Here is a 22,082-nt window from a genome sequence, read left to right on the forward strand (position 1 = left end):
ATTCCATGTGGGAGCGAGCCTGCTCGCGATGCCAGTAGCACTGTCAAAAGACAGCATGGCGCTGCCTTCGATCAGGCTTTCAACTCAGCTTCCAGGAAGCTGACCAACGCCTGGACCCGTGCGCTGCGCACTTTGCGCGAAGGCACCAGCAGGTTGATGGGGGCGCTGTCGAATTGCCAATCGGCGAGCACCCGTACCAGCCGCCCGTCGGCGATGGCCCTGCTGACATCCCACTGCGAACGCAGCACCAGCCCCAGCCCTTCTTCTGCCCAACGCCGCGCCACGCTGCCATCGTTGCTCAATAAAGCCGGTTTGATCCGCAGCGTCTTGTGCTGCTGATCTTTACGCAAGTGCCACAGGGTGACGTCCTCGTCGTTTTCGCGAATGCAAATGCAACGATGATCAGCCAGTTGCTCGGGCGCTGACGGCGTGCCGTTCAGCGCCAGATAGGCGGGACTCGCGCACAGCCACCGATCATTTTGCGTGAGGGTCCGGGCGACCCACTGGCTGTCGCTGAGGTTGCCGATGTGAATCACCGCGTCGCTGTCATGCCGATCCGGCCAAGGCGTTTCCCGCAGATCCAGGTGCAGGCACAGCTGCGGATGCAACCTGGCGAAACGCGCCAGCAACGGCGCGAGGCGCTGGCGCCCATAGCCGAACGGCGCCGCCAGCCTCAGGGTGCCGACCAGTTGATCATCCTGCCGCCTGAAGGACTCGGGGAGGGCCTCAAGCTGCTCCAGCAACAGCGCGCTCTGACGGGAAAAACGCTCGCCGTCGGCGGTCAGGCTCAGGCGCCGGGCATCGCGATTGGCCAAGGTCAGCCCGAGGACGCCTTCCAGCTTGCGCAGACGCATGGACAGCGCCGGTGGCGAGACATCCAATGCCCTGGCGGCCGCGCTCAAGGAGTCGCAACGCGCCAGTGTCGCGGCCATTCGCAGGTCTTCGATGCTGATCATTCAGTTCAACTTAATGATTGATGACACCGCATTGAACCATGACTTCACGACGCCTGAGTAGAGTCGACCCCGTCTTCCACCACCGGGCCCTGCCATGCCAGCCTCGACCGCTTCCCTCGACACCCCCGCCGCGCTCATCGATAAGCCACGCATGCAACGCAATATCCAACGCATGCAACAACGCATGGACGACTTGGGCGTGCGCTTGCGCCCCCACATCAAGACCAGCAAATGCCTGCAGGTGGTACAGGCCCAGATTGCCGCTGGAGCCAGCGGTGTCACGGTGTCCACCTTGAAGGAAGCGGAGCATTGCTTCGCCAACGGCATCCAGGACATCTTCTATGCCGTGGCCATCGTGCCCGGCAAACTGGACCAGGCCCTGGCGCTCAGGCGCAAAGGCTGCCGGCTGAGCATCCTGACGGACAGCCTGGTGGCAGCCCGGGCGATTGTCGAATTCGGCCAGCGTCACGACGAACCCTTCGATGTATGGATCGAAATCGATTGCGACGGCCATCGCTCCGGCGTGCGCATCGAAGACGGAGCGCTCGTCGATATCGCACGAGCCCTCGGCGAAGGTGGACAGCGGCTTTGCGGCGTCATGACCCATGCCGGATCCAGCTACGAGCTGGACACCCCCGAGGCGCTGCAAGCCCTGGCCGAACAGGAGCGGCAGGTCTGCGTCAGCGCGGCCCGACGCATCCGCGACGCCGGGCTGGCATGTCCGCAGGTCAGCATCGGCTCGACGCCCACGGCCCTGTCGGCACTGAACCTGGACGGCGTCACCGAGGTTCGGGCCGGTGTGTATGTGTTCTTCGACCTGGTGATGCACAACGTCGGCGTTTGTCAGGCGGATGAGTTGGCGCTGAGCGTGCTGACCAGCGTCATCGGTCATCAGCCAGACAAGGGCTGGATCATCACCGATGCCGGTTGGATGGCGATGAGTCGTGACCGGGGCACTCAGCGCCAGCAGCATGATTTCGGCTATGGGCAGGTATGCACCGACGCCGGCGACTGGATCGAAGGGGCACGGCTCACCGGCGCCAATCAGGAACACGGCATCGTCACCCTGTCAGGTGCCGAGCACGTCGACATCACCGCGCGCTATCCCATCGGCAGCCGCCTGCGCATCCTGCCCAACCACGCCTGTGCCACCGGCGCCCAATTTCCCCATTACTGCGCCTGTGATGACACTGGCGAAGTCCAACTCTGGAGTCGCCTGCATGGCTGGTGAAATCGAGACGATCCGCACAACCGATGCCGCCTTGCCGGGTGGGCACTACGCCCAGGCGGTTGCGCACCAAGGCGTCTTGTACGTGTCCGGGCAACTGCCGGTGCACGCCGATGGCAGCCACAGCGTCGAGCAACCGTTCGACGTGCAGGCCGCCCTCGCGCTGGACAACCTGCTGGCGATTCTCGCGGCGGCCGGCCGACAGCCAAGGGATCTGCTGAAGGTGACCGTCTACGTTGCGGGCATCGAACACTGGCCGGCTTTCGACCGTGTCTACGCCCGTTATCTCGGTGAGCACCGGCCCGCACGCGCCGTGGTGCCGGTTCCAGCCTTGCACCATGGCTACCTGATCGAAATCGAAGCGCTGGCCCGTATATGAAGCGCAGCAAGGGGTCAGGCGAGCGCAGTGCACGTTTTGTCCGGTTAGCCCGGCAGATTCAGCAGATTCTCCTTTGCCAACCTCAAGAACGGCACATCCCGTCAGGGTCGCTTTGTTAGTTTATTTGAGCAGGCACAGCCTCACGATCTGCTGCTGGCAATGTCCTCACTGCTCTATGGGAGCCCGTTGCATGACAACCCGATCTTCTGACAGCTACCTCGACCCACAGACTTTGGGGCAGCTTTATATCAATGGCGCCTGGTCGTTTCCGGCGTATCCGACCACGCTGCCGGTGATCAACCCGGCCACCGAGGCGATGGTCGCCGAAGTCGCCCAAGGCTCCTGCGCGGACGTCGATCGGGCGGTAGCGGCGGCACGGGCGGCGTTTCCCGGCTGGTCCACGACCGCGGTCGCATCCCGTGCGCAGGTCCTGGGCAAGATCCATGAACTGATTCTGGAACGACAAGAGCAACTGGCCCAGGTGCTCTCCCTGGAGATGGGCGCGGCCATCGGTTTCGCACGAGCCATGCAGGTCCCTCTGGCGGCCGAGCACGTGCGGGTCGCCCGTGATCTGCTGTCCAACTACAGTTTCCGCAACGTCGAAAACGGTACGGCCATCCAGCGCGAACCCATTGGCGTCTGCGGGCTCATCACGCCGTGGAACTGGCCGCTTTACCAGATCACCGCCAAAGTCGCCCCGGCGATTGCCGCCGGCTGCACCGTGGTGCTCAAGCCCAGCGAACTGTCCCCCCTGAGCGCCCTGCTGTTCGCCCAGTTGCTGCATGATGCAGGTCTTCCACCGGGCGTGTTCAACCTGGTGAATGGCAGCGGCGCGGACGTCGGCGCAGCCATGGCCGCCCACCCCGATATCGACATGATCTCCATCACCGGCTCCAACCGCGCAGGCGCGCTGGTGGCCCAGGCTGCCGCCCCGACGGTCAAGCGCGTCACCCAGGAACTGGGCGGCAAGTCACCCAACGTATTCTTGCCGGACGCCGACTTCACCAAAGCCGTGCCACCCGGCGTGATGTCTGCGTTTCGTAACGTCGGCCAGTCATGCAGTGCACCGACCCGGATGATCGTGCCGCGTAGCCGGCTGGCGGAAGTCGAAGCCCTGGTCACCGCCACCGTCGAAGCGATCATCGTCGGCGATCCTCGGTCGGAAGAAACGCAACTCGGCCCCATCGCCAACGAAGCCCAGTTCAATCGCGTGCAGGCGATGATCGAGGCAGGCCTGAGTGAGGGCGCCAAGCTCCTCTGCGGCGGCCCAGGACGAGTGCCAGGGTTTGCGAAAGGCTTCTACGCCCGCCCAACGGTCTTCTCCGAAGTGGATAACGCCATGCGCATCGCCCAGGAAGAAATCTTTGGCCCGGTGTTGTGCCTCATCCCCTATGACACGGTGGAAGAAGCCATCGCCCTCGCGAACGACACCGTCTACGGCCTCAGCGCCCATGTGCAAGGCCAGGACCTTGAAGCTGTACGCACCGTGGCCTCGCGCATCCGCGCCGGGCAGGTGCTCTTGAACTACCCGGCGTGGAACCCGTTGGCGCCGTTCGGCGGCTACAAGCGCTCGGGCAATGGTCGGGAATACGGTGTTCATGGGTTCGAGGAGTACACGGAGGTCAAGGCGATTGTCGGGTTTGGTTGATCGCCCTACTCCTCGGACCGACCTTTGCCGGCACGATCATGCTCGTATCGCGTCAACGGAAACGCCGGCAGCCAGGCCTCGCGTCGCGAGGTCCAGCATTCGTAGCTAGGCATCAACTGGTCAGGGGCGTCCAGGCTGCCCAGGTTCACTTCGATCTCGTCACCGCTGCGGGCAAAGACCGGCGAGCCGCAGCGGGGGCAAAAGAATCGACCGGCGTAGTTGCGGGTATCACCTTCGACCTTCACTGCTTCCTGGGGAAACATGGCTGCGGCGTAGAAAAGCGCGCCGTGGTGCTTGCGACAGTCGAGACAGTGGCAGAGGCCGACCCGGTAAGGGCGGCCCGAAGCTTCGAAACGGACGTTGCCGCACAGGCAGCCGCCGGTGAATCGGTCCATGGAATGTCTCCTCTGCAATCGAGCGGTGTAAATCTTCGACCGTCCTCGTCTCTACGGGTTTAATCCATTGGTGCCCGGCAAGTCAGGCTTCTGTTTACACACCACTTCGATCAACAACCGGCGCATGCTGCGCCATCAGCTCCACCATCCATTCGATGAATACCCTCAACCGGGCGCTGAGGTGCCGGTTCGGCGGGTAAGCCAGGTAGAGCGGCATCGGGTCGATGCGCCACGTTTCGAACAGCGGCACCAGTTCGCCGTTGGCTTCGTGGGGCCTGGACATGTACGTGGGTAGCCACAGTACCCCAGCCCCGCCAGGCCTGCCGCGAGGTAGGCGTTGCCGTCGTCGACGGCCAGGGCATAGCGTCCATTGATGTGCAGGTGCTCATTGTCGTTGTGCATGGCATAGGGCACGGCTTTGCCAGTGCGGGCCCACAGGAAGCCGACGATACGATGCAGGGAATCCTCGAGGTCTCGTGGATGCGCGGGCGTGCCGACGCGTGCCAGGTAGCTCGGCGCCGCGAAGACGCCCAGCTCAAGATCACCGATGCGTCGGGCTATCAGCGACTGGTCCGTCAGTTCACCACCGCGCACCACGCAATCGACGTTTTCATCGATGATGTCCACGATGCGATCGCTGACGCCCATGTCGATCTGGATGTCCGGGTATCGCGCATGGAACGTCGGGAGCGCCGGCATCAGGATCAGCGCAGCCAGCGGGCTGGGGACGTCTACCCGCAACCGCCCCCTGGGCAGTGCCTGGGCGTCGGACAGACTGGTTTCGGCATCTTCCATGTCGGCCAGCAAGCGCAACACCCGCTGGTAATAGACGGCGCCCTGGGCGGTGATGTTGACTTTGCGTGTCGTGCGGTTGAGCAGCTTGACCCGCAGGCGCGCCTCCAACTGCTGCACCAACTGGGTCACGGTGGTCTTGCTCATGTGCAGAGTCTCGGCGGCCTTGGTGAAACTGCCCGCCTCCACCACCCGGACGAATGCCTGCATCGCATCAAAACGATCCATTGCTGCTCCGCATGTCGATGATTATTTGGATTTCACAAACAGTGATCGCCAAGGTTGCGCGTTTATCGCCCGGGCACAAGCCCCTAGAGTGACTTCATCGTTGTTTCCCTGGCTGATGACCGATGGAGGTTCCCATGACACCGCGTGATGTAGTTTTCCCACCTGGACGCCAAGCGCTTTACGAGCGTAATCGTTATTCACCGGCGATCCGGTCCAATGGTTTTCTCTTCGTATCGGGGCAAGTCGGCAGCACCGACGACGGTTCGCCCGAACCCGATCTGGAGGTTCAGGTCCGGCGTGCGTTCACGAACCTGGAAGCGATTCTCGCCGCGGCCGATTGCAGCTTTGACGATGTGGTGGATGTCACCGTTTTCATGGTCGATCCAGAATCGAAGTTCGAGACGATCTGGAAAGTGGTGCCTGAATTCTGGGGCAACGCGCCGCACCCGACACTGACGGCGGTGGGGGTGACGTGGTTGTATGGGTTCGAGTTCGAGATCAAGGTGATTGCCAGGTTGCCTGACGCTGGGCGGTGAATCAGTGATGACGCCATCGCGAGCAGGCTCGCTCCCACAGGGAGTTGCGGTGTGCTGTGGATACCGGGCCCACTGGAGATCCATTGTGGGAGCGAGCCTGCTCGCGATAGCGGTGGGTCAGCTGGCATCGAGGCTGGATGTGCCGACGCCTTCGCGGGCAAGCCCGCTCCCACAGGTTTTGGGTGTGCTGCGGATATCGGGTCCACTGAATATTTACTGTGGGAGCGAGCCTGCTCGCGATGGCGGTGGGTCAGTCGCCAGCCGGTTAGCCTTTCAGCGCCGCTTCAATCGCTGCGACGTCGATCTTGGTCATCTGCATCATGGCCTCGAACGCGCGCTTGGCGGCGGCTTTGTCGGGACCGGCGACGGCGTCGGTCAGGACGCGCGGGCTGATCTGCCATGACAGGCCCCACTTGTCCTTGCACCAGCCGCAGACACTTTCCTCGCCGCCGTTGCCGACAATCGCATTCCAGAAACGGTCCGTTTCAGCCTGGTCATCGGTGGACACCTGGAACGAGAAGGACTCGTTGTGCTTGAACACCGGGCCGCCGTTCAGCCCGATGCAGGGAATGCCCATCACCGTGAACTCCACCGTCAACACATCGCCTTCCTTGCCCGATGGATAATCGCCAGGCGCGTGATGAATGGCGTGTACTGCGCTGTCTGGAAACGTCGCAGCGTAGAACTGCGCCGCCTCCACAGCATCACCTTCGTACCAGAGACAGATCCTGTTCTTGTTATTCATCCGGCTTCTCCGAGAGGGATTGGTCGATGCAGTCTAGCAGCGCACCTTTTCCAGGATCGATCAGGTGATGAGCGGCTTTTTGCACTTGCAAGACGTTCCGACTCGTCGCGGCTATCGAGCAATCGTGCCGAGAGATTCGGCGACCGCGCCCCGGCTACACCCTCACCCGCTCCCCATGCTCCATCATCCAGCGAATCAGGTGCGTCATCGATACCTGATGCTGCTGGATAACGCATTCACCGCCTTGTTCATGGCGGTAGCGTTCGACGTAACGGCTGAGCAACACATGATCGCCATCCTCCGCCAACCGTAGCTCTACCTCGCGGCACTGCAGACCACCCTGGCCGAGCGCCTTCACGCTTCGCCGCAGAACCAACGCATCGTTAGTCATCGGCCTGCCCTCCCTCGCATTGGGCGGTCACCGCTCCCAGTTTGCCTTGCGCGACAACATCGGCGCGCTGCTGCGCCACGGCGTCGCGCAGGGCCACGTAGTAATCCGGCTGGGTGCGAAGTTGGTCGGTCAGCGGCAGCGCCTGTGCGCGGCCATCGACGATGCCGCCTGCGGTATTGATCGTGCCCAGGGTATCGACAGTGCTGCTGTCGCCGCCAAACGGGTCGACCACGAAACTGATCACCTTGCCGGTGGCATCCCTCAGGTTGGCCGTCCCCAGCAGTGGCAGTTCCACCGTCGGCCCCGGGGCGATGTTCCAGACGCCGAATGTCTGGCCAAAATCAGCCTCGTGGCGCTCGATACCGAGTTTGCCCGATACATCGATCAAGCCGACGATGCCGGCCGTGGTGTTGATGACAAAACGCCCCAGGGTGTTGACCGAGCGCTGCGCATTGCCTTGCAGCAGATCGTTGATGAACACCTTGGGCTCACCGAAGTTGGCCACGAAGTTGTGCATGCCGGTCTGCACGGCATCCGGAAGATGGCGATAACCACGGGCGATGGGGGCCAAGGCGTAGTCGTCTACGGTGCGGTTGAAGGCGAAGATGCCGCGGTTGATGGGCTGCCCGGGATCGTAAACGGTGTACGGAACACTCTCGCAACTGCCAGGTTTTGCAGCGGGCGTGCTGGCGCAGCCGCTGGCGAGTGCTGCGAGCATGATGACCACGGAGTGACGAACGCGGAGCGAAGCGGGATCGGTGAGCGGCATACGGGGCTGTCTCGGCAAGGAATGGGCGACGCCAGTCAGTCGAGGAATGAAGCCATTCACAGTTCCCGTGGGAGCCGAGCTTGCTCGCGATAGCGGTGGTTCAGCCAACATCTTTATCAACTGACCAGCCACTATCGCGAGCAAGCTCGGCTCCCACAGGTTCTGCGCTCAACGGGACGGGCATTGAGCAATCCTGCCGCTGTTTTTTTGCCTGGAGATTTCCAGAATATTGCCCGCCGGCAACTTTATTGCAGGATTGAAATATATGACGCAGGGCGTGGATTGACCCTAGTATCGCTCCCTGTATTCATGACCCGACGTGCCCCACCGTGAGCCATTTACTACTGGTGGACGATGACCTCGAAGTCCTCGCCCTCTTGCGCAAATTCCTCGAACAACATGGCTACAGCGTCGACGTGGCCGCCGACGGTGCCGCCCTGTGGCAGGCGGTCGAGCGCCAATTGCCGGACCTGATCATCCTTGACGTCATGCTGCCAGGAGACAACGGCCTGGTACTCTGCCAGCGCCTGCGGGCCGAACACAGGGTCGGCATCATCATGCTCACCGCCATGGGCGAGTTGAGCGACCGCGTCGTCGGCCTGGAGATGGGTGCTGACGATTACCTGACCAAGCCTTTCGACGCGCGGGAGTTGCTGGCCCGGGTGCGGGCCGTGCTCAGGCGTACCGCCGAAGCCAGGGGCACGCCGAACGACGCCTCGCGACCGGTCCTGGAGTTCGAAAAGTGGCAGTTGGACGTCACCCGGCGTGAATTGCGCTCACCGGATAAGGTCATGATCCCGCTTTCGGCGGGCGAGTTCGAATTGTTGCTGGTGTTCGCCGAACACCCGCGTCGGGTGCTGAGTCGCCAGCAGTTGCTGGACCTGGCGCGCGGCGAAACCTTCGACGCGTTTGACCGGAGCATCGATGTGCAGGTCAGCCGCTTGCGTCGCAAGCTGGAGACCGATATCAGCGGCGCGTCGATGATCCGCACCGTGCGCAACAGTGGCTACTACTTCAGCCCCCACGTGGTGAAACGATGAAACCGCCGATCCCTGGCACTCGCCGCCCGCGCGATACCCTGGCGCGCTGGATCGCCCTGACCACCCTGGTTGCCATGCTGACGCTGCTGGCCCTGAACGCGTTGTTCAGCCAACTGGCCGGAGCCTGGGCACGCCCGCCCCTGATGGAAACCGGCCTGTTTGAAAAGATCTCCGCCATCGCCCGCATCATCGACTCGGTAGCGCTTGAACAGCGGCCCGCCATTGCCAAGGCCGCCAGTGACCGGGAATTTACCACCCAATGGCTGCAAGACCATGCCGAGGCGCGAGTGCCGGTGGTCGACGACGACCCGGAATACAGCGACGGCGTGGCACGGCTGCGCCAGCAACTGGGCAGGTCCGACGCACGGATAGAAGGCTACGAGCCGAGCGACTGGCCCGCCGACCAGCCCGGCGGGCGCTACGCCGCGCTGATCGAGCTGAGCGACCATTCATGGGTGATGTTTTCCATGCCCGCGCGCAACTGGGGCCTGGAGGAGTGGGAGCGCAATCTGATCATCATCGCGCTGATCCTGCTGTCGGCATTCATCGTCGCGCTGGTTGCCACCCGGCATCTGGCCGCGCCGCTGGAGCGCTTCGCCGAAGGCGCCAGGCGTTTCGGCATGGACCACAAGGCACCGCCCATTCCGGTCATCGGCCCCTACGAAATCCGCCAGGCCATTCTCGCCTTCAATGCCATGCAGGCCCAGCTCAAGCACTTCATCGAAGACCGCACGCAAATGCTCGCCGCCATCTCCCATGACCTGCGCGCGCCGTTGACCCGCATGCGGCTGCGCGGGGAGTTCATCGAGGACACCGAGCAGCAATCCCGATTGTTCAGGGACGTGGACGAGATGCAGACGATGGTCAATTCGGCCCTGGAGTTTTTCCGCGACGATGCACGGCTCGAACATGCCACCGCCTTCGATCTGGCTGAGCTGCTGCACACCGTCGTCGATGACTTCAAGGACGCCGGCAGCGAGGTTGCCTTCGAGGGCGCCCCCCGCTTCGTTTACGTAGGTAGGCCTATCGGGCTCAAGCGAGCGTTGGTGAACCTGATCGACAACGCGATCAAATATGGCACAGAGCCCGGTGTTCAGCTCAAGGCCTGGAGCGACCGCGTTGAAATCCGCATTCTGGATCGGGGTCCGGGCATCGAGGCCAAGTACCACGAGCAGGTCTTCACCCCGTTCTTTCGTCTCGAAGGCTCACGCAACAAGAACACCGGTGGCGTCGGGCTCGGCCTCTCGGCGGCGCGGGCGACCGTGCTAGAACACGGTGGAACATTGACCCTCGGTAATCGGCGCGATGGTGGGCTGGAAGTGACGATTTCGCTGCCATTGAGCTGACCACTGCGGGCCCGTTGGCAAACAAAGCCTAAACAACCGGGGCCATCCTCGGTAGGATGGCCGGCCTTTCCGCCTGGACCCGCCCTGGAATCGCCCCGATGATCCTGATTGTCTACGCCCACCCCTACCCCGACCAGTCGCGGGTCAACCAGCAGATGCTCGAACGAGCCTCCAGCCTTCCGGACGTGGTCGTACGGTCCCTCTATGATCTCTACCCGGATTTCGACATCGACGTCGACGCCGAACAGCGCGTCGTCGAGCAGGCGGACCTGATCGTCCTCCAGCACCCGATGTACTGGTACAGCATGCCGCCCCTGCTGAAATTGTGGATCGACAAAGTGTTCACCCATGGTTGGGCATACGGCAAAGGCTCCACGGCCCTGAAGGACAAGAGCCTGCTGTGGGCCGTCACCACCGGTGGCGAGCCGGACCATTTCGAGATCGGTGCCCATCCGGGCTTCTCCGTGCTGGCCCAGCCCCTCCACGCAACGGCTGTCTATTGCCGCATGCGCTGGCTGGATCCGGTCGTCGTCCATGGCGCCTATGCCGCTGAATCGCATTCCCAACAAGCACAGATCGAACACTACCGCGCCCGCCTGGCCTCCTGGAAGGAAGATTGAAATGGAGACTCATAGCCTGATCGAGATGCTCATCTACCTGGCCTCGGCAACCTTGATCGTGCCGATTGCCGTCAGGTTGGGCCTGGGACCGGTGCTGGGCTACTTGCTGGCCGGGTGCGTCATCGGCCCCTGGGGCCTGAAGCTCATTACCGACGTCAAGGCCATTCTGGAATTCGCCGAAATCGGCGTCGTGCTGATGCTGTTCATCATCGGGCTTGAGCTCGACCCCAAACGGCTGTGGGCGTTGCGCCGGATGGTGTTCGGTGGCGGAGCCTTGCAGATGCTGGCTTGTGGCGCTGCCATCGCGGTGTTCTGCGCAGCCCTGGGCCTGAACTGGACGGCCGCGTTGCTGGTCGGCCTGACCCTGAGTCTTTCCTCCACGGCTATCGCCATGCAGGCGATGAATGAACGCAACCTGACGGCAACCGCCGTTGGCCGCAGCAGCTTTGCCGTGCTGTTGTTCCAGGACATCGCGGCCATTCCCCTGGTCGCCATGATCCCCCTGCTGTCGGCCCACGGTGAAACACCGTCAGGCACTGCCCTGGCGCTGTCGATCGTCAAGATCGTCGCGGCCATCAGCGTCGTCGTGCTACTGGGACGCTATGTGACACGGCCATTGCTGCGCTTCGCCGCCCGCTCGGGCCTGCGGGAGATCTTCAGCGCCGTGGCACTGTTCCTGGTGTTCGGCTTCGGTTTTCTCTTGGAAGAAGCTGGCCTGTCGATGGCCATGGGCGCCTTCCTCGCCGGGGTGCTGCTGGCCAGTTCCGAATACCGGCATGCCCTGGAAAGCGACATTGAACCGTTCAAAGGCCTGCTGCTGGGGCTGTTCTTCATCGGCGTCGGCATGTCGATCGACTTCGGCACCCTGATCAACGCACCGTTGAAGGTCACCACCCTGACCCTGGGCTTCATCCTGATCAAGCTGCTGGTGATCAAGACCGTGAGCCGGTTTCTCAATGTCCCCGCGGGCCAACGCTCATGGCAGGCGGTGTTGCTGGGCCAGGGCAGCGAATTCGCCTTCGTGGTGTTCGGCGCCGCGACGCTGGCTGGCATCCTGACCGATCAGTGGGGCAAGAGCCTGACGCTGGCGGTGGCCCTGTCCATGTGCCTGACACCCTTGCTGATCCTGCTGCTGGGTCGACTGGAATCCGTCACCAAGAAAAACCACAAGGAATCCGACCTCGTCGATCAGCAGAATCCACGCATCATCATCGCCGGGTTCGGTCGCTTCGGGCAGATCGCCGGCCGCTTGCTGATGTCCTGTGGCGTCGAGGTGGTGGTTCTGGATCACGACCCCGACAACATCGAGACGCTGCGCAAATTCGGCGTGAAAGTGTTCTACGGCGACGCCACGCGCCTTGACCTGCTGCACGCCGCCGGCGCGGCCCAGGCCGTCGTGCTGATCAATGCCATTGACGATCAGCAGGACAACCTGACGCTGACCCGGCTGGTCCAGGAGCATTTCCCCACCTTGAAGCTGATCGTGCGGGCGCGGGACATGGGACACCTGATCACCCTGCGGCAGATGGGGGTGGAGGCGGCCGAACGGGAAACCTTCGAAAGTGCGCTGTCCTTGGGCCGACGCGCGCTGATGCAGATGGGCGTCGGGGCTTACGAAGCCCGCGAACGGGCGGATCAGTTCCGTCGCCTGAACCTGCAAATGCTGGAAGAAATCGTCGCCCAGCCGGAAGATGACCTCAAGTTCCGGCACGACGCCTACCGCCGCGCCAATGCGCTGCTCACGGACATGTTCAACGAAGACCGCGCGCGCCCCGTCGACCGCTGGCCTGAACATCATCGCAACGAGACGGATGAGGCGCGTAGCTGAGGTCGCTGCAATGGCCGACGGGCTCGACATCGGAAGATGGCGAGACGCCGGGGTTCCAGGCGGCTTAGGCCAATGCGTCCAACTCGGCCAGCATCGGCGCCGGAATCCGCAGCTCGCTGGCCGCGAGGTTTTCCCGCAGGTGCGCCACCGACGATGTACCTGGAATCAGCAGCAGATTCGGCGCACGTTGCAGCAGCCACGCCAGCGCAACGCACAGCGGTGACGCCTCCAGGCGCGCCGCGACGATGGAGAGGGCCTGTGATTGCAGCGGTGTGAAGCCACCCAGAGGAAAGAACGGCACGTAGGCGATGCCCTGCCGACCGAGATCGGCGATGAGTGACTCGTCACCTCGATGGGTCAGGTTGTAGTGGTTTTGCACACACACCACGTTGGCGATGCCCTGGGCTTGCTTGACCTGCGCAGCCGTGACGTTGCTCAACCCCAGGTGGCGGATGAGACCCTGGTGCTGCAACTCAGCCAATGTAGAGAACGACTCCTCGATGGAGCCCTCCGTAGGCGCTTGCATGTTGCCCCAAGCCCGCAGGTTGACTACGTCCAATGCGTCAACACCCAGGTTGCGCAAGTTGTCGTGGACGGCCTGGGTCAACTCGGCGGGGCTCAGGGCGGGATTCCACGAAGCGTCGGCGCCACGGACGGCACCCACCTTGGTGACGATCACCAGATCACTGGCATAAGGGTGCAGTGCTTCGCGAATCAGACGGTTGGTGACATGGGGCCCGTAGAAGTCAGCGGTGTCGATATGATTGACCCCAGCCGCCAAGGCTTCACGCAGCACGGCGAGGGCCGCTGCCGGGTCTTTCGGTGGCCCGAACACGTGAGGCCCCGCCAGTTGCATCGCGCCATAGCCCATGCGATTGATCTTGCGGTCGCCCAGTAAAAAACTACCTGCCTTGTCTACCCTGCTCATCGCGAATACCTCGGATTAAATGCGTGAGCCGACTATAGGCGTTGACCACTCCACTGATAATCAGGTGCAATCCGCACAGGTTGTACGGTACAGAGAACACTATGACGGATATCCAGGACCTGCTGTCCTTCGTGGCCGTGGTCAATGCAAAAGGGTTTCGGGAAGGCGCTCGGCTGAGCGGTAAGTCCGCCTCCAGCCTCAGCGATGCGGTACGACGGATGGAAACTCGGCTTGGCGTGCGCCTGCTCAACCGCACCACCCGCAGCGTGGTGCCGACCGAAGCCGGTGCCCGACTGATGGAGCGCATCGTGCCGGCCCTGGGTGAAGTCGAGTCCGCGCTGGACGTGGTCAACGAGTTCCGTGATCGTCCTTCGGGCACCCTCAGGCTGAATGTGCCGGTCAGTGCAGCGACGCTGGTGTTGCCGTCGATCATCACTCCGTTTCTGAAAAGTTACCCCGATATTCGCCTGGAGATCATCACCGAAGAAAGCTTCGTCGACATGCTCGCGGCCGGTTGCGATGCCGGTATTCGCTACGACGATCGCCTCGAACAGGACATGATCGCCATTCCCATCGGTCCACGCGTGCAGCGTTTCGCAACGGCCGCCTCACCGGCCTATCTCCAGGCCAGGGGACGCCCTGCTCATCCTCGGGACCTGCTCCAGCACGCCTGCCTGCGGGGCAAGTTCCCCAGTGGGGCCATGCCGCTCTGGGACTACGAACGTGACGGCGAAACCGTCAGCGTGGACCCGGGCGGCCCCTTGGTTTTCCGCGTGGCAGGCGCCGTGGACCTGGCCATAAAAGCTGCGCTGGATGGCTTGGGGGTGATCTATCTGTTCGAGGATTGGCTCAAACCCTACCTGGACAGCGGTGCGCTGGTGCCGGTGCTAGAGCCCTGGTGGCAGGGTTTCAGCGGGCCATACCTCTACTACCCCGGCCGCCGTTACCTGCCCTCGCCATTGCGGGCTTTCGTGGACTTCATCAATGAGAACCGAGAGCACTGACCCTCCGTTGTACTGCTCATCCTGCTCCGCACAGACGGCTACAGCCGCTCGTCTCCCCGTTCCGAAGATTTTCGAACCAAGCCCCTGCGCACGGCTCGGACCTACATGACACCACTGAAATCAGTGATGACGCGCTTGAGCAGTCGAGACTCGAACGGCTAGCGCGACGGTCCGTTGCGTTTCGATTCCGGGAGTTTTCGCCATGTGTGAGGGTTTTGTTCAGCACGTTTCCTCAAAGGACGCCCTGGCGTATTTCGCCCAGCGAGACACCCCGGGAGGACGTTTCGATTCCAGCGTGACGCACCTGGACTTGTACAGGATGGTACCCGCCAGGCCACAGGAGCGGCACAACCTGATCAAGCCGAACATGCAGGTCAGCGCCATTCGCCGCCGTGGCGGGCACTTGGAATCCATCAAGGTTCGTTGGGGCTGGTCACCCATCTGGTCGGTGGGAACGATGCCTCCGCTGACGCATCTGCCGCTGCATCTGGTGATGCGCTCCAAGGTCTTCGAACCTATCAAGGGCGAAGGCCGCGTGCTGGTGCCCGTGGAAGGCTGGTACGACTCACAAGCGCCCTGCGACTCAGCCCAGGCGCAACCCTTCAGCTATACGACCTCACGGCAGCCGGCGCCGATTTTCCTGGCGGCCCTGGCCCAGGCCAGCGAGACCTCCTTTGGCTGCGACGGCCTGGCCCTGGTGACTTATGGCGATATTGCCAGCCAACAGCAACGCGTACTGGCCTTGAGCACAGACGAAGCACTCGATTGGCTGGGACCTGAGTTCGGTTGGGAGCAGGCACAACAATGGGCCGAGCGCCTGAACAGCGTGGAAGCGCACCTTGAACCGGCGATAACAGCCCAGGTCCAGGCCAACCTTTGACCCTGGCCCCGGAGGGAGGTAAATCATGTACGTGATCATGGGAGGTACCGGGCATGTAGGCTCGGCCACCGTCCAGGCATTGCTGACCCAGGCAGCGCCGGTGATTGTCCTGACCCGCAACGCCGCCCATGGGGAGGAGTGGCGCGCCAAAGGCGCTCGGATCGTCGAGGCGGATGCACAGAGTGTGGAATCGCTGCGGGCCGCCTTGCGACTCGGGCACCGGGCTTTCATCCTCAACCCGCCAGCCCCTCCGAGTACCGATACCGATGCGGTGGAACGGCACACTGTGGCCAACATTCTCGCCGCGCTGGACGGCTCGGGCCTGGAGAAGATCGTCGCCCAGTCCACCGCCGGTGCCCAACCCGGCGAGCGTCTCGGCGACCTCAGCGTCTTGTGGGAGCTGGAAGAAGGCTTGCGCAATCAATCGATCCCGGCAGCGATCAATCGCGCCGTTTATTACATGAGCAACTGGGACGGCGTGCTCGACACCGTCCGCGCTAAAGGCAAGCTACCCACCCTGCTTCCCGCAGACCTGGCCCTGCCCATGGTCGCTCCCCAGGACATGGGCGAAATAGCAGCGGCTAGGCTGTTGTCGCCGGTGACCGATGTTGGCGTTCGTTATGTGCAAGGGCCTCGCCTGTATTCACCCAACGATGTTGCGCAGGCTTTTTCCGAGGCGCTCGGTCGGCCGGTCGAGGTGCAGGTGATACCGAGGGACCGTTGGGAACAGGCCTTCCTGGAGCTCGGCTTCAGCCCTGCCGCCGCGCAATCCTATACTCGGATGACCGAGGTCAGCGTCGACAGCGGCTTCGAGATTGTCGAGGATGGGCTGCGCGGCACCACCACGATCGAAGCCTACATCCGGGCGCTGGTGCGAAACGAAGATAGATAAGGAAACCGGGAACGGCGCACCAATGGACGGTAGACTGCGTCTTTTTCCTTTCCTGCATGAGGCACCGCATGGCTAACCCAGACATCACGTTCACTCCCGACCCGGATGCGGACTCCATCTCCTCCGACGTCGCCGGCTTCGGCGGCCTGCTGGTCACTACCCAGATCCCGACGCGCGCCGACGGCAGTTTGGAGCTGGGCGACATCACCCTGCAGAGCGAATGCACGTTGCAAGCGCTCAAGACCGCGCTGGAACGTGCCGGCAGTTCCCTGGACCGGGTCTTGCACCTGACCATCTACCTCACCGACATGACCGAACGCGCCGCCTTCAACGAAGTGTACAAACGCTTCTTCGCCAAACCCTGGCCGGTCCGCGCTGCGATCGGCGTGGCGGCACTGGGGGTCGAGGGCATGCGGGTGGAAGTCACGGCGATGGCGGCCAAAGGCTGAAACGCTCCTCGCACGCTTGCTTGCAGTGGGGTCGATTGTGCCGACGCCATCGCGAGCAGGCTCGCTCCCACATGAGTTTTCCCGGCGGTCACAGAGCCAACGTATCCCGCAGACCCCACAGTTTTTCTGCGGCGCCCCGCAAATCCTGTTGACCACAAATTCCCCAGTGGGAGCGAGCCTGCTCGCGATAGCGGAGTGTCTGTCACGCCGCTGTTGAATCTGCCATCGCCTTCGCGGGCAAGCCTGGCTCCCACCGGTCTGGTGGCGCCCCACACAGGTTGCGCGCAACCCAAATCCAATGTGGGAGCGAGCCTGCTCGCGAAAGCGGAGTGTCTGTCACGCTGCTGTTGAATCTGCCATCGCCTTCGCGGGCAAGCCCGGCTCCCACCGGTCTGGTGGCGCCCCACAAAGGTTGCGCGCAACCCAAATCCAATGTGGGAGCGAGCCTGCTCGCGATAGCGGAGTGTCTGTCACGCCGCTGTTGAATCTGCCATCGCCTTCGCGGGCTAGCCCGGCTCCCACCGGTCTGGTGGCGCCCCACACAGGTTGCGAGCAACCCAAATCCAATGTGGGAGCGGGCTTGCTCGCGATAGCGGAGTGTCTGTCACGCCGCTGTTGAATCTGCCATCGCCTTCGCGGGCTAGCCCGGCTCCCACCGGTCTGGTGGCGTCCCACAAAGGTTGCGCGCAACCCAAATCCAATGTGGGAGCGAGCCTGCTCGCGAAAGCGGAGTGTCTGTCACGCCGCTGTTGAATCTGCCATCGCCTTCGCGGGCTAGCCCGGCTCCCACCGGTCTGGTGGCGTCCCGCAAAGGCCGCGTGCAACCCAACTCCAATGTGGGAGCGAGCCTGCTCGCGATAGCGGAGTGTCTGTCACGCCGCTGTTGAATCTGCCATCGCCTTCGCGGGCAAGCCTGGCTCCCACCGGCCTGGTGGCGCCCCGCAAAGGTTACGAGCAACCCAAATCCAATGTGGGAGCGAGCCTGCTCGCGATAGCGGAGTGTCTGTCACGCCGCTGTTGAATCTGCCATCGCCTTCGCGGGCAAGCCCGGCTCCACCGGTCTGGTGGCGCCCCGCCATTTCTACATCGGTGCCAGCGGCTCATAGCTGGGTGTGAGCAATCAGGCATGCAGACATGTCCCAAATGCGCGTTTTGCCGGCAAACAGTCATTTACGCACCTGGCCCGGGCCACCCCACCTGTCTAAAGTGGGCTTTTTTCCCTTTGCGGTATTTCCATGAATCTCTGGTTCCGACTGTTGCTGATGCTGTTTCGTCGTCCCTGGCGCAAGCCGACGGCCCCCCTGGACACCACCGTGGTGCGCATGCGTGTATGGCCGCTGGACCTGGACTTCAACCGCCATGTCACCAATGGCCGCTATTTCACTCTGGCGGATGTTGGACGCATGGATTACGTCCTGCGCAGCGGCGCCTACAAAGTGGCCCTGCGCAACCGAGCGATACCCATCGTGGGAGATGTCTGGGGCAAGTTCCGGCGCGAATTGAAGCTATTCGAAGCGTTCGAGTTGCATACCCGGATGCTCGGCTGGGATGACAAATGGACCTTCATGGAGCACCGTTTCATGAGCCGCGGGCGTGTGGTCGGGGTGGTGATCATGCGTGGCCTGTTCCGCTCGGCCAAAGGCACGGTGGCACCAGGTGAATTCATCCGTGAACTGGGGCTGGCAGAACAGTCGCCGGCCATGCCGCAATGGCTGACGGCCTGGTCGCGAAGCTGCGATGATTTGAGCCTTGAGCTTCGACTGGAGGAAGGCCCGCGCACCGACGCGCGTTAGTCGCCACAGGCATGCCCCATGCCCTGCCCGATCCCCGCCTATACTCTTCTGCCAATCCCCCCTGGGGCCTGCACTTCCAACAATAAAAAGCAGAGGTGGAACATGGTCTGGCAACAAGTCTACGATCCCTTCGGTAATGCGGTGCTGTCGACCTTTCTGGCGGCGGTCCCGGTGGTGGTGATGCTGGCGTCCCTGGCGTTCTTTCATATCAAGGCGCACCTGGCGGCATTGCTGGCCCTGGCCTCGGCCCTGCTGATCGCGATTTTCGCCTTCGGCATGCCCGCCGGCATGGCCGGTTCGGCGGCGCTCTTTGGCGCGGCCAACGGGTTGCTACCCATTGGCTGGATTGTGCTCAACATTATCTTCCTGCATCGGCTGACCACCGAAAATGGTTCGTTCAAGGTCCTGCAGGATTCCCTGGCGCGCATCACCGATGACCGGCGCCTGCAATTGCTGTTGATCGCCTTCTGCTTCGGCGCGTTTTTCGAGGGGGCGGCAGGCTTCGGTACACCGGTGGCGGTGACTGGAGCGATCCTGATCGGGCTGGGCTTCTCCCCGTTGGCCGCCTCGGGCCTGGCCCTGATCGCCAACACCGCGCCGGTGGCGTTCGGCGCCTTGGGCACCCCTGTCATCACCTTGGCCAAGGTCACCGGGCTGGATGAAATGGAGCTGTCGATGATGGTGGGCCGGCAGCTGCCGTTCTTTTCGGTGATCGTGCCATTCTGGCTGATCTGGGCCTTTGCCGGATGGCGCAAGATGCTGGAGATCTGGCCGGCGATTCTGGTGGCCGGCGTCAGCTTTGCCATCCCGCAGTTCGTGGTTTCCAACTACCACGGGCCGATGCTGGTGGATGTGATTGCCGCGCTGATTTCCATGGCCTGCCTTACCGGGTTTCTCAAAGTCTGGAAACCGGCGACGGTCCACACCTCCGCAGCGTTGTCGGGACGCCACGATGATTCGAAGATCGACGCCAGCGAAGAACAACAGCCGGTGACCGGCGGGGCGTTCTCCAATGACACCCGGCCGGCGGTGCTGCGGGCCTGGATGCCGTGGATCATCCTCACGGTGTTCGTGTTCGCCTGGGGTACCCAGGGCTTCAAGAACCTGTTCGATACCCGTCCAGCGATCGACCCACAGTCCCAGTCGGCCAAACTCGATCCCCAAGGCAAGCCGATGCGCGAGGCGAATCCGCTGTTCTCGCCCATGGTGACCTTCAGCACCCTGCACCAGCAGATCGAAAAAGTCCCGCCCGTGGTGCCGCAGCCTAAAACCGAGGAAGCGATCTACAAGTTCAACTGGTTCACCGCCACTGGCAGCGGCATCTTCCTGGCGGCGATTCTCGGTGGGTTGCTGATGGGCTACTCGATCCCACAATTGGTGCGCCAGTACCTGCGAACGTTGTGGGTGGTGCGTTACTCGCTAATCACCATCGTCGCGATGCTCGCCCTGGGGTTCCTGACGCGCTATTCGGGCCTGGACGCCACCATGGGCCTGGCCTTCGCCGCAACGGGCATTTTCTACCCCATGTTCGGCACCCTGCTGGGCTGGCTCGGCGTTGCGCTGACCGGCTCGGATACCGCCTCCAACGTGCTGTTCGGCGGCTTGCAACGGGTAACGTCAGAGCAGTTGGGCCTGAGCCCGGTGTTGATGGCCGCCGCCAACAGTTCTGGCGGGGTGATGGGCAAGATGGTCGATGCCCAGTCGATCGTGGTCGCCTCCACCGCCACCCGTTGGTATGGCCATGAAGGGGAAATCCTGCGCTACGTGTTTTTCCACTCGGTGGTGCTGGCGATTCTGGTGGGCGGGCTGGTGACGCTGCAGGCGTATGTCGAGCCGTTCAGTCGCATGGTGGTTGGCGGGCATTGACCGGCACGTCTACCGATCGTTCCCACGCTCTGCGTGGGAATGCATCCAGTGACGCTCCGCGTCACGCTTTGGCAGCGGAACGCAGAGCGTGGGAATGATCGAACTGACCTTTACTGAACGTTCTTCAGCTTGACCACGTCCCCGGACACCGAGGTGGTGTAACCGGTCAGGACCCAGGCCCAGAACCAGTTTTCCTGCACCTGGGTGTTGATCATGGCGTCGCCGCCCTTGGCCAGGATCGCGGCGTTCTGGGCGCGTACGAAGCGGTTGTTCTGACGAATCGGGATCACGCCAAACAGCAACAGGCCGGTGGCCTTCGCTTCACTGTGGCCGACAACGGTGTATTGGCTGCTGTCGTACTGCTGGGTCTTCATCGGGGTGCCGGTGCAACCCGCCAGGACCAGGCCGAACAGTGCGCTGGCAACAACCTTGCTGAAACTTTTCATTGACTACTCCATGGGGAAACGCCCGGGATCCATCTCTCGGGCGGCGCGTACTCTACCCGATCAACATCAAATTGACATTATCCATGATCAATTTGCAGCCTCGCCCCTGAAGCTCATGCTAGAGCCATTCGTCAGCTGCTCCTCCAACGTCCTCCAGTGCCCAAGCGCCATGTCGATAACCAAGTAACAGTGCCACGGAAGGCAAAACCTGCCTTTGCCGGCTGACATCGATCTGCACCGGCTGTACCGTTGGAGCGCTTGACCATGATTGACCTGACTGTCTGGAACCTCACCCTTCCAATCGAAACCCCTGCCCTGACCATTGCAACCAAAGCGGTTCCGACCCTGCAGAACCCGTACTTCACCAACACCGGCGACAAGATCGTCTTCTGGGCCCCGGTGACCGGTTCCCACACAGGTAAAAGCGAGTTCCCGCGCTCCGAGCTGCGGGAAACCTCGAAAGACGGCAAGCTGCGCAACTGGCTCTACAACAGCGGGATCAACACCCTCAAAGGCACCCTGGCCGTGAACCAGGTGCCCTCGGCCGGTCGCGTGGTCGTCGCGCAGATCCACGCCAAGGATGCGCCTGCCCCCTTGCTCAAGCTCGTTTACCGTTTCACCAAGGGTGTCGGCAACCTGGATGTCGAATACCGGGTCAAGCCCAAGGATGCAAAAAGCCCGGTGATGTTCACCGTGCCGAACGTTGCCTTGAATAAAGTCTTCACCTATTCCCTGCAGATGAACAAACAGGGCATGGTCACCGTGATGATCAACAACCTCGGCAAGCAGGTGAAGCTGGATCCGTCCTGGTATGGCTACAACTTCTACTTCAAGGCAGGCGTCTACACCCTGGACAACGTCGGCTATGCCACCGAAGGCGGAAAAGTGACCTACACCAAACTGGACGTCAGTCATCTATGACC

General features: G+C 62.5%; 22 protein-coding genes and 2 pseudogenes. 15 read left to right on the forward strand and 9 right to left on the reverse strand.

The window, feature by feature from the left end; all coding sequences use genetic code 11:
* Positions 1-71: 71 nt before the first annotated feature.
* On the reverse strand, positions 72-956 hold the full coding sequence (locus PCOSP_RS18670) for a LysR family transcriptional regulator (protein ID WP_139648513.1): 885 nt from the start codon (positions 954-956) through the stop codon (positions 72-74).
* A 94-nt stretch (positions 957-1,050) separates the two neighbouring features.
* On the opposite strand from PCOSP_RS18670, the gene PCOSP_RS18675 reads away from it, so the two are divergent.
* The 3 genes from PCOSP_RS18675 (at position 1,051) to PCOSP_RS18685 (ending at position 4,211) form a co-directional block, all read left to right on the forward strand.
* Entirely contained in the window at positions 1,051-2,187 is a 1,137-nt protein-coding gene (locus tag PCOSP_RS18675; RefSeq protein ID WP_464709265.1) for a DSD1 family PLP-dependent enzyme, read from the forward strand.
* Positions 2,177-2,563, forward strand: a complete 387-nt coding sequence (locus tag PCOSP_RS18680; RefSeq protein WP_139648509.1) for a RidA family protein — start codon at positions 2,177-2,179, stop codon at positions 2,561-2,563. The genes PCOSP_RS18675 and PCOSP_RS18680 overlap by 11 nt, the downstream gene beginning before the upstream one ends.
* A gap of 190 nt (positions 2,564-2,753) precedes the next feature.
* Complete coding sequence (locus PCOSP_RS18685; RefSeq protein ID WP_464709266.1) at positions 2,754-4,211, forward strand: aldehyde dehydrogenase family protein; 1,458 nt, start codon at positions 2,754-2,756, stop codon at positions 4,209-4,211.
* Positions 4,212-4,216: 5 nt separating this feature from the next.
* On the opposite strand, the gene PCOSP_RS18690 is transcribed toward PCOSP_RS18685, so the two are convergent.
* The 3 genes and pseudogenes from PCOSP_RS18690 to PCOSP_RS18700 form a co-directional block, all read right to left on the reverse strand.
* Positions 4,217-4,606, reverse strand: a complete 390-nt coding sequence (locus PCOSP_RS18690; protein WP_464709267.1) for a GFA family protein — start codon at positions 4,604-4,606, stop codon at positions 4,217-4,219.
* A 94-nt stretch (positions 4,607-4,700) separates the two neighbouring features.
* Positions 4,701-5,401 (reverse strand): annotated as a pseudogene (locus PCOSP_RS18695) (LysR substrate-binding domain-containing protein).
* 99 nt (positions 5,402-5,500) lie between these two features.
* Positions 5,501-5,626 (reverse strand): annotated as a pseudogene (locus PCOSP_RS18700) (LysR family transcriptional regulator); the annotation flags it as partial.
* Positions 5,627-5,760: 134 nt separating this feature from the next.
* On the opposite strand from PCOSP_RS18700, the gene PCOSP_RS18705 reads away from it, so the two are divergent.
* On the forward strand, positions 5,761-6,162 hold the full coding sequence (locus PCOSP_RS18705) for a RidA family protein (protein WP_175385854.1): 402 nt from the start codon (positions 5,761-5,763) through the stop codon (positions 6,160-6,162).
* A 265-nt stretch (positions 6,163-6,427) separates the two neighbouring features.
* On the opposite strand, the gene PCOSP_RS18710 is transcribed toward PCOSP_RS18705, so the two are convergent.
* From PCOSP_RS18710 to PCOSP_RS18720, 3 genes are all read right to left on the reverse strand, one after another.
* On the reverse strand, positions 6,428-6,907 hold the full coding sequence (locus PCOSP_RS18710) for a VOC family protein (protein ID WP_139648498.1): 480 nt from the start codon (positions 6,905-6,907) through the stop codon (positions 6,428-6,430).
* A gap of 154 nt (positions 6,908-7,061) precedes the next feature.
* Positions 7,062-7,298: a hypothetical protein gene (locus PCOSP_RS18715; protein ID WP_175362121.1), complete on the reverse strand. Its 237-nt coding sequence runs from the start codon at positions 7,296-7,298 to the stop codon at positions 7,062-7,064.
* Positions 7,291-8,067: an MlaA family lipoprotein gene (locus PCOSP_RS18720; protein ID WP_175362120.1), complete on the reverse strand. Its 777-nt coding sequence runs from the start codon at positions 8,065-8,067 to the stop codon at positions 7,291-7,293. The genes PCOSP_RS18715 and PCOSP_RS18720 overlap by 8 nt, the downstream gene beginning before the upstream one ends.
* 329 nt (positions 8,068-8,396) lie before the next feature.
* Here PCOSP_RS18720 and PCOSP_RS18725 point away from each other — a divergent pair, with 329 nt between their 5' ends.
* From PCOSP_RS18725 to kefC, 4 genes are all read left to right on the forward strand, one after another.
* Positions 8,397-9,107, forward strand: a complete 711-nt coding sequence (locus PCOSP_RS18725) for a response regulator (RefSeq protein WP_047700760.1) — start codon at positions 8,397-8,399, stop codon at positions 9,105-9,107.
* Positions 9,104-10,453, forward strand: a complete 1,350-nt coding sequence (locus PCOSP_RS18730) for a sensor histidine kinase (protein ID WP_464709269.1) — start codon at positions 9,104-9,106, stop codon at positions 10,451-10,453. The genes PCOSP_RS18725 and PCOSP_RS18730 overlap by 4 nt, the downstream gene beginning before the upstream one ends.
* A gap of 98 nt (positions 10,454-10,551) precedes the next feature.
* On the forward strand, positions 10,552-11,073 hold the full coding sequence (gene kefF, locus PCOSP_RS18735; RefSeq protein ID WP_139648489.1) for a glutathione-regulated potassium-efflux system oxidoreductase KefF: 522 nt from the start codon (positions 10,552-10,554) through the stop codon (positions 11,071-11,073).
* A gap of 1 nt (position 11,074) precedes the next feature.
* Positions 11,075-12,901: a glutathione-regulated potassium-efflux system protein KefC gene (gene kefC / locus PCOSP_RS18740; protein WP_464709270.1), complete on the forward strand. Its 1,827-nt coding sequence runs from the start codon at positions 11,075-11,077 to the stop codon at positions 12,899-12,901.
* Between the two features lie 64 nt (positions 12,902-12,965).
* On the opposite strand, the gene PCOSP_RS18745 is transcribed toward kefC, so the two are convergent.
* Positions 12,966-13,829, reverse strand: a complete 864-nt coding sequence (locus PCOSP_RS18745) for an aldo/keto reductase family oxidoreductase (RefSeq protein WP_464709271.1) — start codon at positions 13,827-13,829, stop codon at positions 12,966-12,968.
* Between the two features lie 101 nt (positions 13,830-13,930).
* On the opposite strand from PCOSP_RS18745, the gene PCOSP_RS18750 reads away from it, so the two are divergent.
* From PCOSP_RS18750 to PCOSP_RS18775, 6 genes are all read left to right on the forward strand, one after another.
* Positions 13,931-14,833, forward strand: coding sequence for a LysR family transcriptional regulator (locus tag PCOSP_RS18750; RefSeq protein WP_464709272.1), 903 nt, complete (start codon positions 13,931-13,933; stop codon positions 14,831-14,833).
* A 202-nt stretch (positions 14,834-15,035) separates the two neighbouring features.
* Positions 15,036-15,713, forward strand: coding sequence for an SOS response-associated peptidase family protein (locus PCOSP_RS18755; protein WP_464709273.1), 678 nt, complete (start codon positions 15,036-15,038; stop codon positions 15,711-15,713).
* A gap of 25 nt (positions 15,714-15,738) precedes the next feature.
* Positions 15,739-16,605: an NmrA family NAD(P)-binding protein gene (locus PCOSP_RS18760; RefSeq protein ID WP_464709274.1), complete on the forward strand. Its 867-nt coding sequence runs from the start codon at positions 15,739-15,741 to the stop codon at positions 16,603-16,605.
* Positions 16,606-16,673: 68 nt separating this feature from the next.
* On the forward strand, positions 16,674-17,054 hold the full coding sequence (locus PCOSP_RS18765; protein WP_139648477.1) for a RidA family protein: 381 nt from the start codon (positions 16,674-16,676) through the stop codon (positions 17,052-17,054).
* A gap of 1,235 nt (positions 17,055-18,289) precedes the next feature.
* Positions 18,290-18,847: a thioesterase family protein gene (locus tag PCOSP_RS18770; RefSeq protein ID WP_139643690.1), complete on the forward strand. Its 558-nt coding sequence runs from the start codon at positions 18,290-18,292 to the stop codon at positions 18,845-18,847.
* A gap of 102 nt (positions 18,848-18,949) precedes the next feature.
* Positions 18,950-20,713, forward strand: coding sequence for an L-lactate permease (locus PCOSP_RS18775; protein WP_139643693.1), 1,764 nt, complete (start codon positions 18,950-18,952; stop codon positions 20,711-20,713).
* 110 nt (positions 20,714-20,823) lie between these two features.
* Here PCOSP_RS18775 and PCOSP_RS18780 read toward each other — a convergent pair whose 3' ends face one another.
* Positions 20,824-21,159 carry a hypothetical protein gene (locus tag PCOSP_RS18780; RefSeq protein WP_139643697.1) on the reverse strand — a complete coding sequence of 112 codons (336 nt, stop codon included), beginning with the start codon at positions 21,157-21,159 and terminating at the stop codon, positions 20,824-20,826.
* Between the two features lie 264 nt (positions 21,160-21,423).
* Between PCOSP_RS18780 and PCOSP_RS18785 the strand changes: the two genes are divergently transcribed.
* Positions 21,424-22,080, forward strand: coding sequence for a polysaccharide lyase family 7 protein (locus tag PCOSP_RS18785; RefSeq protein ID WP_139643700.1), 657 nt, complete (start codon positions 21,424-21,426; stop codon positions 22,078-22,080).
* Positions 22,081-22,082: the final 2 nt, after the last annotated feature.

The sequence above is a fragment of the Pseudomonas sp. MAFF 730105 genome, from assembly GCF_055380705.1.

Bases quoted from the DNA above. Each gene is read 5' to 3' on its own strand.
- PCOSP_RS18670 (WP_139648513.1), bottom strand. From the start codon at position 956: ATGATCAGCATCGAAGACCTGCGAATGGCCGCGACACTGGCGCGTTGC.
- PCOSP_RS18675 (WP_464709265.1), top strand. From the start codon at position 1,051: ATGCCAGCCTCGACCGCTTCCCTCGACACCCCCGCCGCGCTCATCGAT.
- PCOSP_RS18680 (WP_139648509.1), top strand. From the start codon at position 2,177: ATGGCTGGTGAAATCGAGACGATCCGCACAACCGATGCCGCCTTGCCG.
- PCOSP_RS18685 (WP_464709266.1), top strand. From the start codon at position 2,754: ATGACAACCCGATCTTCTGACAGCTACCTCGACCCACAGACTTTGGGG.
- PCOSP_RS18690 (WP_464709267.1), bottom strand. From the start codon at position 4,606: ATGGACCGATTCACCGGCGGCTGCCTGTGCGGCAACGTCCGTTTCGAA.
- PCOSP_RS18705 (WP_175385854.1), top strand. From the start codon at position 5,761: ATGACACCGCGTGATGTAGTTTTCCCACCTGGACGCCAAGCGCTTTAC.
- PCOSP_RS18710 (WP_139648498.1), bottom strand. From the start codon at position 6,907: ATGAATAACAAGAACAGGATCTGTCTCTGGTACGAAGGTGATGCTGTG.
- PCOSP_RS18715 (WP_175362121.1), bottom strand. From the start codon at position 7,298: ATGACTAACGATGCGTTGGTTCTGCGGCGAAGCGTGAAGGCGCTCGGC.
- PCOSP_RS18720 (WP_175362120.1), bottom strand. From the start codon at position 8,067: ATGCCGCTCACCGATCCCGCTTCGCTCCGCGTTCGTCACTCCGTGGTC.
- PCOSP_RS18730 (WP_464709269.1), top strand. From the start codon at position 9,104: ATGAAACCGCCGATCCCTGGCACTCGCCGCCCGCGCGATACCCTGGCG.
- kefF (WP_139648489.1), top strand. From the start codon at position 10,552: ATGATCCTGATTGTCTACGCCCACCCCTACCCCGACCAGTCGCGGGTC.
- kefC (WP_464709270.1), top strand. From the start codon at position 11,075: ATGGAGACTCATAGCCTGATCGAGATGCTCATCTACCTGGCCTCGGCA.
- PCOSP_RS18745 (WP_464709271.1), bottom strand. From the start codon at position 13,829: ATGAGCAGGGTAGACAAGGCAGGTAGTTTTTTACTGGGCGACCGCAAG.
- PCOSP_RS18750 (WP_464709272.1), top strand. From the start codon at position 13,931: ATGACGGATATCCAGGACCTGCTGTCCTTCGTGGCCGTGGTCAATGCA.
- PCOSP_RS18755 (WP_464709273.1), top strand. From the start codon at position 15,036: ATGTGTGAGGGTTTTGTTCAGCACGTTTCCTCAAAGGACGCCCTGGCG.
- PCOSP_RS18760 (WP_464709274.1), top strand. From the start codon at position 15,739: ATGTACGTGATCATGGGAGGTACCGGGCATGTAGGCTCGGCCACCGTC.
- PCOSP_RS18765 (WP_139648477.1), top strand. From the start codon at position 16,674: ATGGCTAACCCAGACATCACGTTCACTCCCGACCCGGATGCGGACTCC.
- PCOSP_RS18770 (WP_139643690.1), top strand. From the start codon at position 18,290: ATGAATCTCTGGTTCCGACTGTTGCTGATGCTGTTTCGTCGTCCCTGG.
- PCOSP_RS18775 (WP_139643693.1), top strand. From the start codon at position 18,950: ATGGTCTGGCAACAAGTCTACGATCCCTTCGGTAATGCGGTGCTGTCG.
- PCOSP_RS18780 (WP_139643697.1), bottom strand. From the start codon at position 21,159: ATGAAAAGTTTCAGCAAGGTTGTTGCCAGCGCACTGTTCGGCCTGGTC.
- PCOSP_RS18785 (WP_139643700.1), top strand. From the start codon at position 21,424: ATGATTGACCTGACTGTCTGGAACCTCACCCTTCCAATCGAAACCCCT.